Consider the following 14,380-nt stretch of genomic DNA (forward strand, 5'->3'; position numbering starts at 1 on the left):
ACGGAGCGGGCACAACATTGGGGCCGCCGATGGATAACGAGCTGGTTGCTGAGTCGAACTGTACTCGCGAATTCCGCACCGCTGAAGCGACGTGTTTCACAGTTTCCGTGATGTTCACATGGGTCATTGACCAGCAATAATGCGGCCTCGCTCGGACCCGTAGGCCCGCGCTCCGAGCCTGCCCTGATAACGCCATCGGCCCGGCGTGAAGGGGATCACGCCGGGCCGATGGTCACACCGTCCGCCGGGCAGTGGCGGGGCGGTGACGGGGCGCGCGAACCTCCCGACAAGGTCGGCGCCCCAAACCCGAGTGGCGAGGGAAGGCAACTCGGGTTGGCTGGTGTCGCTACGCGTCGCGCTGGTTGATCATGATCAGCGCGGCGCCGTAGACGATCGCGGTAAAGGCGAGGAAGTAGAGCAGGCTGCCCCACGGCCCCCAATGCCAGTGGGCACCGGACTCCGAGACGGCGAGGAAGTGGCTCGCGTTCTGGAAGGGCAGGAACGGTGCCACGTTGCGACCGAAGCTGCCGAACGCGCCGAGCAGCGGCTCGATCAGCAAGGACCACAACACGATCAGCGAGATCGCGGCCGCGGACTGCCGGACAAGCACGCCGACACCGATGGCCACCGCGATCATCAGGAACGCGTAGATCGGAATGCCGTAGACGGCCCGCCATTGCCCGTCCAAGGTCAGGTTCGCCGCGGGGGCGGAACCGCCGATCGCCTTGGCGACCCCGATGGCGAGGAAGGCGAGAATGGTGGTGAGCACGGCGCTGAAGACACCGACGAGCAGCGTCTTGGTGATCAGCACCTTGCTGCGATTGGGCACCGCCTGGAACGTCGTCCGGATAACACCGAAGCGATATTCGCTGGTCACCGTCAACGCCGCCATGATCATCAGGACCATCACGCCGAAGCCGACGACGCCTGTCGTCGCGGTGCTCACGTCGAGCGCCGGGGTCCCCTCGGCCGGGTTGTCCCCCGCCGACTTGGTGACCACCGCGAACAACGCGGCAAGCCCGAGGCCGAGCGCCACCACGATGGCCGAGCACCACCAGGGCGACCTGGTCGAGGTGAGCTTGATTCGTTCTGCTGCCAGCACGCCCATCAGAGCGCACCTCCCATCGCCTGTTCAAGGCCTTCACCGTGGTACTGCACGGCGCCGCCGGTCATCCGCATGAACGCCTCTTCCAGCGAAGCACGTTGCGGCGCGAGCTCGAACAGCGTGATCTCGTTCGCGTCGGCCAGCTTGCCGACCGCGTCACTCGGCACGCCGGCCACGACCAGCGCGGGGCCGTCGGTGCCGGTGCCGTCCTCGCGGACCGTCATGCCGTTCGAGGTGAGCACGCTGCGCAACTGGTCGAGCTGCGGGCTGCGCACGCGCACCGACTGTTCGGAGGCGCGCTCGATGAATTCCTGGGTGGTGGTATCGGAGATGAGCTGGCCGCGGCCGATCACCACGAGGTGCTCGGCGGTCTGCGCCATCTCGGAGAGCAGGTGGCTGGAGACCAGGACGGTGCGGCCCTCGGTGGCCAGTCGCTGCATGAACCGGCGGATCCAGAGGATGCCCTCCGGGTCGAGGCCGTTGACCGGCTCGTCGAACAGCAGCACCTGCGGGTCGCCGAGCAGCGCACCGGCCAGGCCGAGGCGCTGGGACATGCCGAGGGAGAAACCGCCCGCGGTCTTGCCCGCCACCTCGGACAGGCCGACCAGCCGGAGCACCTCCTCCACCCGGGACTTGGCGATGTCGTTGGAGGCGGCCATCCACTCGAGGTGGGCGCGCGCCGAACGATTCGGATGCACCCACTTGGCGTCGAGCAGCGCACCGACCGTGCGCAGCGGATGGTCCAATTCGCGGTATGGCTTGCCCTGGATGAGTGCGGTGCCCGCGGTTGGCTTGTCCAGCCCCAGGATCATTCGCATCGTCGTCGACTTACCGGCTCCGTTCGGGCCCAGGAACCCCGTCACCTGTCCGGGTCGAACGGTGAAGGATAGATCCTGAACGGCGACGGTCTGCCCGTAGTGCTTGGTCAGCCCTCTCAGCTCGATCATGGACACCACCCTGCCCGAAAACCCCGCGATCCGCGTCACTACTAAGTGTCGTGTCCGATCATCCTCGAGGATGACGGGGACCCTGACTATCCGCTACGGGCACCCCGACCTGCCCCTGAGCCCGCGATCTCGAGCAGCTGCCCTGGTCAGCGCGCGGGCGAGGACGCCTGGGCCCAGAATCGCTTGGGGATGCGGCCCGCGTGGCGGGCCAGGTAGCCGGCGCGGACCGCGGCGGCCATCGCCTCGGCCATCAACTCCGGTTGACGGGCTCGCGTGACCGCGGTGGCCAGCAGGACGGCCGAGCAGCCGAGTTCCATGGCGAGGGCCGCGTCGCTTGCGGTGCCGATGCCCGCGTCGAGGATGACCGGGACCTTCGCCTCCGCGACGATCATCTCGATGTTGTGCGGGTTACCGATGCCGAGACCGGTGCCGATCGGGGAACCGAGCGGCATCACCGCGACGCAGCCCGCGTCCTCCAGCCTGCGCGCGAGGATCGGATCGTCGGTGGTGTAGGGCAGCACCACGAAACCGTCGTCGACGAGTTGCTCTGCGGCGGTGACCAATTCGATCGGGTCGGGCAGCAGGGTGCGGTCGTCGGCGACCACCTCGAGCTTGACCCAGTTGGTGTCGAGCGCCTCGCGGGCCAGTTGCGCGGTGAGTACCGCCTCGGCCGCGGTGCGACAGCCCGCCGTGTTGGGCAGCGGCATGATGTTCAAGCGCTTCAACAGATCCAGCACGCCGGTGCCGCCCGCGGCGTCCACCCGGCGCATGGCGACGGTGGTGAGTTCGGTGCCCGAGGCGATGAGCGCCTCCTCCAGCACGGCGAGGTTGTCCGCGCCGCCGGTGCCCATGATGAGGCGAGAACCGAACTCGCGGTCCGCGATCCGCAGCGGCGCGTTGACCTCAGCCACCCTGCACCGCCGTGAGCACCTCGACCTGCCAGCCCCGACCGACCGGCTCGCCCCAGCGGGACTTGGGGAACACCGCGCCGTCCACCGCGAGCGCGATGCCCTGCGTCGGCAGTTCGAGGCGGCTGAGCAGCTCTCGGACGGTGAGGGTTTCGGCGAACTCGTGATCTGTGCCGTTCACGGTGACGCCGATGGGTACGGATGTCGAAGTCATCGAACTCCTCCTGCGGATGACAAAGGCGACGACGGGTGCGTCGTCGAAAAGCGTTGCGGGTCGGCGGGTTCCGCCTCGGGCAACGGCGCTCCGGCCAGCTGGGCGAGCACCGCGGCCACGGTGAGCGGCATGGTCAGCATGCCGTTGCGGCCGTTGCCGGTGGCCGCGATGACCCGGTCGCTCAGCCTGCCGAGCAACGGCAGGTTGTCCGGGGTGCCGGGTCGCGACCCCGCGCTCGCCTCGGCCAGCTCGTATTCGCCGATGCCGGGAAATATCGCCTCGGCGTCGGCGATCAGGTCACGGACACCGGCGACGGTCACCGCGGTGTCGAAACCCGCCTCGTATTGTGTTGCGCCGACCACGATTCCGTCGGCGCGCGGGACCAGGTACATGGCCCGGCCGTGCACCCTGGCCCGGACGACCCGGCTCGGTGCGGGAGTGACGCCGGGACGGTGGCGCAGGCGCAGAATCTCACCCTTGACGGGACGGACCGGCAACCCGGGCCACAGTCGGGCCGAGGCGGCGCCCGCGGCGAGCACGAGCTGATCGTGCGGGAGCGCGTCCAGCGCGTCGACGGATTCGGCGCGAATCCGCACGCCCGCCGCGGTCGCGGCCTTGCGCAGGGCGGCGAGCAGGCGACGATTGTCGATCGCGGGCTCGGCGGGCGCGTGCACCCCGGCGCGGACGGTGCGCGCGAGATTCGGCTCCAACGCGCGCACGCCCGCGCGATCCAGCACCCGCAGTTCGTGGCCGCGGCCACCGACCCATTCGGCGACCGTGCGCAGGTCGGCCGCGTCGGCGGCGTCCAGCGCGACCGTCAGCGTCGCGTCGGCCACAAAGACCGATACACCGGTGGCAGCGGCGATATCGGCGGCGAATTCCGGCCAGCGAGCCAGCGAGGCCGCGCCGAATTCGAGCACCCGGTCCTCGCCCGGCCAGCCCTCGGACAACGGAGCGAGCATGCCGCCCGCCACCCACGAGGCGCCGGATCCGGCGGCGGGGTCGAACAGGGTGACCGACCAGCCCGCCTCGGCGGCCCGCCAGGCCACGCCGAGCCCGATGACGCCGCCACCTACGACGGCCAGCGTCCGCATCCGTTTCCACCTGCCTCTATGTCTGATAGGCGGCGTTCGCGGGCGCCGCCGTTTCGCTTCCCCACGGTAGCGCGGCTACGGTCGATGGCGTGCATCCCTCCCACCCCGCTCGACCCGCATCGCCCCGGGAGCGCTTGGCAACCGCTCGGCTCTATCTCTGTACCGACGCCAGGCGAGACAAGGGTGATCTGGCCAAGTTCGCCGAGGCGGCCTTCGCGGGCGGGGTCGACATCATCCAGCTCAGGGACAAGGGTTCGCCCGGTGAAGCGAAGTTCGGCCCGCTCGAGGCGCGCGCCGAACTCGGCGCCCTCGCCGAGCTGAAGTCGGCGGCACGCAGGCACGGCGGGCTCGTCGCGGTGAACGACCGCGCCGATATCGCGCTGGCCGCGGGCGCCGACGTGCTGCACCTCGGGCAGGGCGACCTGCCGCCCTGGTATGCGCGGCGCATCCTCGGCCAGGAGGTGGTGATCGGGCGATCCACGCACAATCGCGCGCAGGCCGGACTCGCCGCGATCGACGAACACATCGACTACTTCTGCACCGGCCCGGTGTACGCGACGCCGACCAAGCCTGGTCGGCAGGCGGCGGGCATCGAACTGGTCCGCTCCACCTCCGACGCGCATCCGACCAGGGCCTGGTTCGCGATCGGCGGGATCGACGCGGACAACCTGCCGGACGTGCTCGCCGCGGGTGCGAACCGCATCGTCGTGGTGCGGGCGATCACCGAGGCGCGCGACCCGGAAGCCGCTGCCCGGCAACTCAAGACGGCGCTACTCGCCAACTCCTAGCCGGTGCAAGAAGACCTGATTCACCGCGGGGCGGTGCGGGTAATGAGGTCAGGAGAGGACTTGGCCGCGGGTGAGCGAGACCACCGGATCGGCGGGCTCGGTGCTCGCCGGCGTCGGGTCGGCGGGTGGCGGCGCGGTGTGGACCGGCTGATCTCGGCTTGCCGGATCGATGATCCGTGCGTAGCCGCCAGGACCGTCGGGATCGGAATGGAGCCAGAAGAAGCCTTGATCGGCGAGATCGACAGTGCGCGGCAATGCGGCGGCGACGGCGCGATCCGTCGCGAGTTCGTCGGGGCAGACCCGAGCGGGCGCGGCGCGCAAGGCGGGCCAGGAAGCGGCGAAGCCCGGATGCAGCAGCCGGGCGTCGACCTCGGCCTCCGGAATCCAGGCGAGCTCGGAACTCTCCCGGTTCCGGCTGGTCGGCAGCGTCATCACGGCGTCGGCGATCACGGTGGTGTAGGTCCAGCCGCTCGGTGCGGCCGCGGTCACCCGCTCGCCGCGCACCAGGACGTCGGCGGGATTGATGCCCGCCTCCTCCCACGCCTCGCGTACCGCGGCGTGCACGGGAGTCTCGTGGCTGTCGCGGGCGCCGCCGGGCAGCGCCCAGGTGCCACCCTGGTGGCTCCACGGCGCGCGATGCTGCATCAGCACCGCCGATCCGCCGCCGGCGAGCGGGGCGCGCAGCAGCAGTCCGGCGGCGCCGAAGCGGCCCCATCGACGCATGCCATCGGGGTCGCGCGACCACCCGTCACCGTCACCACGCATCTCGCACCCATCCTCATTCCGCCGCCACACCGCACCGCCCAGCTGCCAAGCAGGGGTATTTCACACGCAACGGCACCGCTACGACCACAATAAACTCCGCAACAGCAGACACAGGGTGACCGTTGATCCGGTCGGTCCGTCGAGAAATCCGCGAATGCGGCCCAGACTGGGGAGGTGGATATGGCTCGAATCGAGCAGGCGACGACGATACTTCGACCCTCGCCCACCCCCGAGCTCGCCGCGCGGGACAGTCCAGGCGCGCTGCGAGTCGCGTTCGTACGCGAGCAGTTCGACCCGGCCAGGATGCGCTTGTTCGCCAGTTCCTCGCCGGGCCGGCTGATCGCGATCGGGCTGCTGCTCATCACCGTCTGCGTGACCGCGGGCTGGGTGACCGGCGCGACGGTGGGCGACCGGCAGCAGACGCTGAACGTGCTACTCGACGACACCGAGCCGGACGCCTACTCCGCGCATCGGCTGTACACGTCGCTGTCCATCGCGGACGCCGCGGCGAGCACCGCGTTCATCTCGGGTGGGCTGGAACCGCAGGCGGTGCGCGATCGCTACAGCCAGGCGATCGGCGAGGCCGCCGCGGAACTGGTGGCGGAGACGGGACGGGCCTCGGGCACCACGCCCACCCGGACCGACAACACCGATACCCAGTTGCGCACCGGCATCGCCACCAGCTTGCCGGTGTACACCGGGGTGGTGGAGACGGCACGCGCGAACAATCGCAGCGGATATCCGGTGGGCGCAGCCTATTTGAGCGAAGCGTCCAACCAGATGCAGACCGCCGTGCTGCCGATGGCCGAGGAACTGCAGAACCGGCGCCAGGCGGCGGTGACCGCGGCGCAGCGCAATCACGTCCGGCCGCCGTGGACCGCCATCGCGCTGGTGATTCTCGCGCTGATCGCGCTGGTGTGGGCGCAGTTCGACCTGGCCAAGCGGTGGCGCCGGGTGCTCAACCCCGGGCTGCTGCTCGCCTCGGCGGCGGTGGTGATCCTGTTGACCTGGACCGTGATCGCGGGCGCGGTGTCGGCAACCTCGATGATCCACGGTCGCGACGACGGCGCGGTGCCCGCCTCGCGGCTCACCGAGAGCCGGATCCTGGCGCAGCAGGCGCGTTCCGCGGAGACGCTGAAGCTGGTCAGCCGGGACGCGACCGGCGACTACGACCGGACCTACGACGCGAACATCGCCCGCCTCGCCGAGCTGCTCGGCGGCTACCCGAGTTCCGCGCCCGCCGCCGAGGACGTGCGCAATGCCATTCCGGCACTTGGTCGTTGGCGGGTCGCCCATCAGCGGATGAACGACACGCTGGCCCGCGGCGACTTCAACGGCGCGGCGACGGTGGCGACCGGACCGGGCGCCGCGGACGTCGCGGCGCAGGTGGACGCACTGGACAAGGCACTGGAGCAAGGCATCGACAAGACACGAGATACCCTGCGCGACAACATCTCCCGGGCGGCACGGGTGCTCGACTTCATGGGCCCCGGTGCGCTGGTGCTCGGCATCGCCGCGGCGGCCTGCGTCGGGCTCGGCGTGTGGCCCCGGCTGCGGGAGTACCGATGAGGGCCGGGCACGGCATGGTCGCCGTCGCGCTCGCCACGGTCGCGCTGGTCGGCGGTTGCGCCAGTGCGTCGGTGCCGCCGCTGCCGACCAGCACGGCCAAGTACACCGAACCGCCATTACCCGCGAAAGTCATTCCCGTGCTGACGGATTCGCCGACGCCGACGGCGGTCGCCGCGCAGTGCGGCGATCCGACGGCGAGCCTGCGCCCGACCGGCGCGGCAAGCGGGCCGACCATCGATGCGATCCGGGCGCGCGGCCGTCTGGTGGTCGGGCTGGACGCGGGCAGCAACCTGTTCAGCTTCCGCGACCCGACCTCCGGCGCCATCGTCGGCTTCGACGCCGATATCGCCAGGGAGATCGCCCGCGATCTGCTCGGCAGCCCGGACCTGATCGAATATCGCACCCTCGGTTCGGCCGACCGGGAACGCGCGCTGCAGAACCGCGACGTGGACCTCGTCGCGAAGACCATGACGATCAATTGTGAACGGCGCCAGAAGGTCACGTTCTCCACCGTGTACTACCGCTCCAACCAGCGGGTGCTCGCGATGAAGAACTCCGGGATCAACGGCATCGGCGATCTCGCGGGCAAGCGGGTGTGCATCGTGCGCGGCACCACCTCGCTGGACCACATGCGCCACGATCAGCCCGCCGCCACCATCTTGACCGTGCCGACCTGGGCCGACTGCCTGGTCGTGCTGCAGCAGCGCCAGGTCGACGCGGCCAGCACCGACGACTCCATCCTGGCCGGGCTGGCCGCACAGGACCCGTACACTCAGGTGGTCGGGGAAAGCATCAGCGTCGAGCCCTACGGCATCGGCATCCCCAAGGGCGACGACGATCTGGTGCGCTTCGTGAACGGCACCCTGGAGCGCATTCGCCACGACGGCACCTGGGATCGCATCTACCGCCAATGGCTTACCGTCCTCGGACCGTCCCCCGGTCCGCCCGCACCGAATTACGCGGACTGATGAACACAGCGGACGACGCCACCCCCGACGCGGACGAAGCCGCCGCCCCTTCGACAGCGGCCGACCAGACGCCGGAGCCGGTCCATACGGAGCTGGCCAGGGGCACGCGGGCGACACCGAGCCAGAAGGCCTCGGCCGAAACCATCATCGGCGCTTGGCGAACCGACTCCGAACCGGACTCGGCGGCGACGATGCGAACCTCCGGCCGGAGCGTGCGTACGGCCCGGTCCCGGCCGACGGTGCGCAAGCTCGGTGGCGGGCTGGTGCCGATCCCGACGGTCGAGCCCGCCGATCCACGGGCCGCCGTACTGACCGATCCCGTTGTCTCCGAAGGCAAACGGTTCTGCTGGCGGTGCGGAAATCCGGTCGGCCGGGCGAGTGCGATCCGGCCCGCGGTGACCACGGGCACCTGCGATACCTGCGGCGCCCCTTACGATTTCCGTCCGTCGCTGCACGAGGGCGACGTGGTATCCGGTCAGTACGAGGTGCAGGGCTGTATCGCACACGGCGGGCTCGGCTGGATCTATCTGGCGATCGACCGGAATGTCAGCGATCGCTGGGTGGTGCTCAAGGGCCTGCTGCACACCGGTGACGCCGAGGCGCAGGCCGTCGCCGTCGCCGAGCGCCAATTCCTGGCCGAGGTGGCGCATGCCAGCATCGTCAAGATCCACAACTTCGTCGAGCACACCGATCAGGACGGCGCGCCGATCGGCTACATCGTCATGGAATACGTCGGCGGCCGGTCGCTGCGCGAAATCCTCAATTCCTACCAGCGTCCGTACCGGATGCCGGTCGCCGAGGCGATCGCCTACATGCTGGAGATCCTGCCCGCGCTGGAATACCTGCACTCGATCGGGCTGACCTACAACGATCTCAAGCCGGACAACATCATGGTCACCGAGGATCAGGTGAAGCTGATCGATCTCGGTGCCGTCGCCACCATCGAATCGTATGGAAACCTATACGGCACCAGGGGATTTCAGGCGCCCGAGATCGCCAAGACCGGGCCGACCGTAGCATCCGACATCTACACCGTCGGGCGCACCCTGGCCGTGCTCACCCTCGAGATGCCGATGGAGCATGGTCGCTATCTCGACGGCATCCCCGATCCCGCCGATCATCCCGTGCTGGCTCGCTACGAGTTCTTCCACCGCCTGCTGCTGTGCGCGACCGACCCGGACCCGGAGCGCCGATTCCCGTCCGCCCGAGCCATGTCCGCGCAGCTGTCCGGCGTGCTGCGGGAGATTCTCGCGCTGGAGACCGCCACCGAGCATCCGCAGTTGTCGACGGTGTTCAGCCCGCAGCGGACCAGCTTCGGCACCGAGGAACTGATCAGGCAGACCGACGCGTACGCCGACGGCCGAGCCCGCAGCAAGCAGCTCGACGCGCGCGATGTGGTTGCCGCACTGCCCATTCCGCTGCTGGACTCGGCGGACCCGTCGGCGCCGCTGCTGGCCACGACGGTGCACGCCGAGCCCGAGGAATCGCTGGAAGCGCTGCGGGCGGCCAAGCAGCGGGCCGAGAACGACCCCGGCAATGCCCCGGAGACCTTGGATCTGGAGCTCCGGCTGGCCGAGGCGCGGGTGCGCCTCGACCTCGGCGAGTCGGCCTCGGTGCTGCATCTGCTCACCCGGCTGCCCGAAAACGATTGGCGCGTCAGCTGGTATCGCGGCCTGGCGCAGCTGCTCGACGTGGAGTACGAGAAGGCCTTCGCCAGCTTCGACGGCGTGCTGCAGGTGCTGCCCGGCGAGATCGGGCCCAAGCTGGCGCTGGCCGCGACCGCGGAACTCGTACTGCAGCATTGGGATTCGCCCGACCCGGAGCAGTGGCGGGCCTACGCGGAGAAGTTCTACGACACCGTGTGGCGCACCGATCGCGCGGTGGTGAGCGCCGCCTTCGGGCTGGCCAGGCAGCTGGCCGCGGTCGATCGGGTGGTGGACGCGGTGCACGCCCTCGACGAAGTGCCCGCCGCGTCACGGCATTTCACCACCGCGCGGATGACCGCGGTGCTGCTGCTGCTCACCGCCGCCCCGGTGGCCGAGCTCGACGAATCGACCCTGCACATCTCCGCGTCCCGGGTGCTGAGCCTGCCGACCGGCGAGGGGCGAACGGTGCAGATGCGGGTCCTGGTACTCGGTGCCGCGCTGGCCTGGCTGCAGGCGGGCAACACCCCGAAACGTGCGGACGCCACGCTGTTCGGGGCGCCGTTCACCGAACGCTGCCTCCGCGAGGGCACCGAAGCGGGACTACGCGCACTGGCCCGCAGCGCGCCCGGCCGCAACCATCGCTATGCCCTTGTCGACCTTGCCAATTCGATTCGCGCCAAGACCTGGGTATAAAAGCCACTCACGAAATCCTCATAATCGGTTCGGCAGTATCGACCTCGGATCAAGTTCGCGCGGCATACCGAGGCCCGCGCCGCATGACACCGTGACTGTGCCCTCGCCGGTCCCGGCGCACGTCACCCGGACTGCCCTCCGGGTGCTTGCCTGAAACATGCGGCGACCGGGAACATCTCGATGCGCCTGTGCTCGCGGCAGATCCAACCCGGTCGGCCTGATTACCCGCTCCTCCGAGTATTCAGGCCCGACCGGGTGCCGCGACGGTAACGACATCGTCGGCGCGCAACGTCAGACCGATGCTGTCGCGACGCGATGGGCGGCGCGGGCGATGGCCAGCTCTTCATTCGTGGGGACGACCAGCACGGCCACCGGCGCGTCCGGCGGGGAAATGCGCCGGGCGGTACGGGATTTCGCGGTGTTGGCGGTGGCGTCGACCTCGATGCCGAAGCGGGACAGGCCGGCGAGGGCGTCGGCCCTGACCTGGGGGCTGTTCTCGCCGACGCCCGCGGTGAAGGTGATGGCGTCGACGCCGCCGAGGTCGATCAGGTAGGCGCCGAGGTAGCGGCGGAGTCGGTGGATATAGACGTCGTAGGCGAGTTGTGCCGCGCTGTCGCCGTTGTCGATCAGGCGCCGCAGTTCGCGGAAGTCGTTGACGCCGGAGAGGCCCTTGATGCCGGAGTCCCGGTTCAACAGCGTGTCGATCTGGTCGATGTCGAGGTGGGCCGAGCGCATCAGGTGCGCGATGATGCCGGGGTCGATGTCGCCGGACCTGGTGCCCATCACCAAGCCCTCCAACGGGGTCAGGCCCATGGTGGTGTCGATCGGGTGGCCGCCGCGGATCGCCGAGGCCGAGGCGCCGTTACCCAGGTGGAAGACAATCTGATTCAGCTCCGCCGGATCGCGGCCGAGCAGCTCGGCGGCCTGCCCGGACACGTACTCGTGCGAGGTGCCATGGAAGCCGTACTTACGAATACCGTGCGCGGCAGCGACTTTCGCGTCGATGGCATAGGTTTTGGCGGCGTCGGGCAGGCCGTGGAAGAACGCGGTGTCGAAGACGGCCACCTGCGGCACGTCCGGCAGCAGCTCCCGTGCGCTTTCGATACCCGCGACGTTCGCCGGATTGTGCAGTGGGGCAAGCGAAGACAGCTCGCCGATGGCCGCGACCACGTCGTCATCGATCAGCGTCGGTCGATAGAACACCTCACCGCCGTGCACCACCCGATGGCCGACCGCGCGCACCCCGGCGTGGGCCAGGTCGTGTCCGGTCTCGGCGAACATGTCGAAGATCAGCCGCAGCCCGGCCGTGTGATCGGCGACCGCGCCGCGGCGCTCGGTGGTCTCCCCGTCGGCCTGATGCTCGATTCCGGCGTTGCCCTCACCGATCCGATCGACCATGCCGGACGCGGTCACCGCGCCCGACTCCGGATTCAGCAGCTGGTACTTGATGGACGACGAGCCGGAATTGATCACCAGCACCAGGTCATCGACAGCTTCGGTCATCACGCCTCCCGTGTTCCGCGGTGTTCCCGCACTCTCTCAGCAACCACGCGCGCGGATCGCCTGTTCCGCGTCACGCGCCTGCTGTGTCCGGCCAGACACCCGTCACTCACCCTGCGCCTGAATCGCCGTGATCGCCACGGTATTGACGATGTCGGCGACCAGCGCGCCACGAGACAGATCGTTGACCGGTTTGCGCAGGCCCTGCAGCACCGGGCCGATGGCGATCGCGCCCGCGCTACGCTGCACCGCCTTATAGGTGTTGTTGCCGGTATTGAGATCGGGAAACACGAAAACCGTTGCCTTGCCCGCTACTTCGGAATCGGGCAGCTTGGTGGTCGCCACGGTCGGCTCGATCGCCGCGTCGTACTGGATCGGCCCCTCCACCGGCAGGTGCGGCGCCCGCTCGCGGACCAGCTTGGTCGCCACCCGCACCTTGTCCACGTCGGCGCCGCTGCCGGATTCCCCGGTCGAGTAGGACAGCATGGCGATCCGCGGCTCGACGCCGAACCGGGCGGCCGTCGCCGCCGAGGAGATCGCGATATCGGCCAGCTGCTCCGAGGTCGGGTCGGGGACCACCGCGCAGTCGCCGTAGGCGAGCACCCGGTCGGCGAGGCACATGAGGAACACGCTGGACACGGTCGATACGCCGGGCACCGTCTTGATGATCTCGAACGACGGCCGAATGGTGTGCGCCGTGGTGTGCGCGGCGCCCGAGACCATGCCGTCGGCGATGCCCCGGTAGACCATCATGGTGCCGAAATACGAGATGTCGGCCATGGTTTCGCGGGCCCGCTCGAGGGTCATCCCCTTGTGCTTACGCATCTCGGTGTATTCCTTGGCGAAATCGTCCAGGTGCCCGGAGGTTCGAGGATCGAGCACCTGCGCGGCGGAGATATCGACACCGAGTTCGGCGGCGCGGGCGCGGACCGACTGCTCGTCGCCGAGGATCACCAGGTCGGCGATCTTGCGCTGCAGCACCCGGCCCGCCGCGCGCAGGATGCGGTCGTCATCGCCCTCGGGCAGCACGATGCGCTTGCGATCGCCCCGCGCGCGCTCGATGAGCTGGTACTCGAACATCTGCGGTGTGACGACGCTGGTGAGCGGAACCTCGATGCGCCGCAACAACTCCGCGGCGTCGACATGCTCCTCCATCAGCGCCAGCGCGGTGTCGACCTTGCGCGGGCTACCGGCCGACATCCGGCCTCGGGTGCGGTAGGCGGCGCTCGCGGTGTCGTAGGTGCCGAGCTCGGTGGTGAGGATCGGCAGCTTGGGCTTGAGGCCGGACATCAGCCGCGCCACCGCGGGATGGGGCAGCATGCCGCCGTTCATGATAATGCCGGACAGCGACGGAAAGCCTTCCGCCTCATGCGCGTTCACCACGCTGAGCAGCACGTCGGAGCGGTCGCCCGGCGCGATCACCACGACACCGTCGACCAGTCGCTCCAGAATGTGTTCGGCCGTCATGCCGCCGACCATGATCTTCAGCGCCTCGCGCTGCAGCAATTCCTGGTCGCCGCTGTACATTTCGCCGTCGATGGCGCCGCAGAGCTCGGCCATGGTCGGCGAGATCAGCAGCGGCACCTCGGGCAGCGTCCAGGTGGGCACGGCGGAGGCGCGCAGCGCGGCGGCGACGTCGTCGATGTGGACCGGGTCGCAGCGGTTGGCGATGATCGCGACCAGCTGGGCGTGTTCGAGGACCAGTTCGCTCTGGCACAGCTCGGCCAGGTGCTTCACCTCGGCGGGGGTGCGGCCCGAGCCGCGCACCACCAGCAACACGGGGGCGCCGAGGTTCACCGCGATCCTGGCGTTGAAGCGGAGCTCGCTGGGGCTGGCGACATCGGTGTAATCGCTGCCGACCACCACCACCGCGTCGCACACCTTCGCGACCTCGTGGAACCGCATCACGATCTCGCTGATCGCGGCGTCCGGGTCGGCGTGCACCTGCTCGTAGGTAACGCCGGTGGCCTGCGCGTAGTCGATGTCGGCGGTGCTGTGTTCGAGCAGCAGCTCGAGGATGTAGTCGGGTTCGGTGGTCGACCTGGTGATCGGCCGGAACACGCCGACCCGCGCGGTGGTCGCGCACAACATCTGCAGCACGCCGAGCGCCACCGTCGACTTCCCGGTGTCACCTTCGGGCGAGGCGATATAGACGGTGGACGGAGCATGATCGGCCATGGTCG

Annotated in this window: 12 protein-coding genes; 4 read left to right on the forward strand and 8 right to left on the reverse strand. The window is 69.3% G+C overall.

What is annotated here, in order from left to right; translation table 11 throughout:
• Positions 1-346 precede the first annotated feature (346 nt).
• The 5 genes from ACIBCN_RS32105 to thiO all read right to left on the reverse strand — a co-directional run bounded on the left by ACIBCN_RS32105 (position 347) and on the right by thiO (position 4,268).
• Positions 347-1,108, reverse strand: a complete 762-nt coding sequence (locus ACIBCN_RS32105; protein ID WP_396995441.1) for an ABC transporter permease — start codon at positions 1,106-1,108, stop codon at positions 347-349.
• Entirely contained in the window at positions 1,108-2,052 is a 945-nt protein-coding gene (locus tag ACIBCN_RS32110; protein WP_396995442.1) for an ABC transporter ATP-binding protein, read from the reverse strand. The genes ACIBCN_RS32105 and ACIBCN_RS32110 overlap by 1 nt, the downstream gene beginning before the upstream one ends.
• Before the next feature lie 146 nt (positions 2,053-2,198).
• Positions 2,199-2,963 (reverse strand): thiazole synthase, encoded by a 765-nt coding sequence (locus ACIBCN_RS32115; protein WP_396995443.1) that lies wholly within the window; start codon positions 2,961-2,963, stop codon positions 2,199-2,201.
• Positions 2,956-3,174 carry a sulfur carrier protein ThiS gene (thiS, locus tag ACIBCN_RS32120; RefSeq protein WP_396995444.1) on the reverse strand — a complete coding sequence of 73 codons (219 nt, stop codon included), beginning with the start codon at positions 3,172-3,174 and terminating at the stop codon, positions 2,956-2,958. The genes ACIBCN_RS32115 and thiS overlap by 8 nt, the downstream gene beginning before the upstream one ends.
• Positions 3,171-4,268: a glycine oxidase ThiO gene (thiO, locus tag ACIBCN_RS32125; protein WP_396995445.1), complete on the reverse strand. Its 1,098-nt coding sequence runs from the start codon at positions 4,266-4,268 to the stop codon at positions 3,171-3,173. Before thiO ends, thiS begins: the two co-directional genes overlap by 4 nt.
• Positions 4,269-4,357: 89 nt before the next feature.
• Here thiO and thiE point away from each other — a divergent pair, with 89 nt between their 5' ends.
• Positions 4,358-5,056, forward strand: a complete 699-nt coding sequence (gene thiE, locus ACIBCN_RS32130; protein WP_396995446.1) for a thiamine phosphate synthase — start codon at positions 4,358-4,360, stop codon at positions 5,054-5,056.
• A gap of 48 nt (positions 5,057-5,104) precedes the next feature.
• On the opposite strand, the gene ACIBCN_RS32135 is transcribed toward thiE, so the two are convergent.
• The gene (locus ACIBCN_RS32135) at positions 5,105-5,821 is read right to left on the reverse strand and encodes an NUDIX hydrolase (protein WP_396995447.1); all 717 of its coding nucleotides are present in this window, start codon (positions 5,819-5,821) and stop codon (positions 5,105-5,107) included.
• 180 nt (positions 5,822-6,001) lie between these two features.
• Here ACIBCN_RS32135 and ACIBCN_RS32140 point away from each other — a divergent pair, with 180 nt between their 5' ends.
• Genes ACIBCN_RS32140 through ACIBCN_RS32150 form a run of 3 tightly spaced genes read left to right on the forward strand, consistent with a single transcriptional unit; the run spans position 6,002 to position 10,697 of the window.
• A complete protein-coding gene (locus tag ACIBCN_RS32140) occupies positions 6,002-7,390 on the forward strand; it encodes a hypothetical protein (protein WP_396995448.1) in 1,389 nt (462 codons plus the stop codon).
• On the forward strand, positions 7,387-8,358 hold the full coding sequence (locus tag ACIBCN_RS32145) for a glutamate ABC transporter substrate-binding protein (protein WP_396995449.1): 972 nt from the start codon (positions 7,387-7,389) through the stop codon (positions 8,356-8,358). Before ACIBCN_RS32140 ends, ACIBCN_RS32145 begins: the two co-directional genes overlap by 4 nt.
• Positions 8,358-10,697, forward strand: a complete 2,340-nt coding sequence (locus tag ACIBCN_RS32150; protein ID WP_396995450.1) for a serine/threonine-protein kinase PknG — start codon at positions 8,358-8,360, stop codon at positions 10,695-10,697. Before ACIBCN_RS32145 ends, ACIBCN_RS32150 begins: the two co-directional genes overlap by 1 nt.
• A gap of 291 nt (positions 10,698-10,988) precedes the next feature.
• Here the strand turns inward: ACIBCN_RS32150 and ACIBCN_RS32155 are convergent, their stop codons facing one another.
• A complete protein-coding gene (locus ACIBCN_RS32155; RefSeq protein WP_396995451.1) occupies positions 10,989-12,200 on the reverse strand; it encodes an acetate kinase in 1,212 nt (403 codons plus the stop codon).
• A 102-nt stretch (positions 12,201-12,302) separates the two neighbouring features.
• A complete protein-coding gene (gene pta / locus ACIBCN_RS32160) occupies positions 12,303-14,375 on the reverse strand; it encodes a phosphate acetyltransferase (RefSeq protein ID WP_396995452.1) in 2,073 nt (690 codons plus the stop codon).
• Positions 14,376-14,380: the final 5 nt, after the last annotated feature.

This window comes from Nocardia sp. NPDC051052 (assembly GCF_044456045.1).
In the GTDB taxonomy this organism is placed as follows: domain Bacteria; phylum Actinomycetota; class Actinomycetes; order Mycobacteriales; family Mycobacteriaceae; genus Nocardia.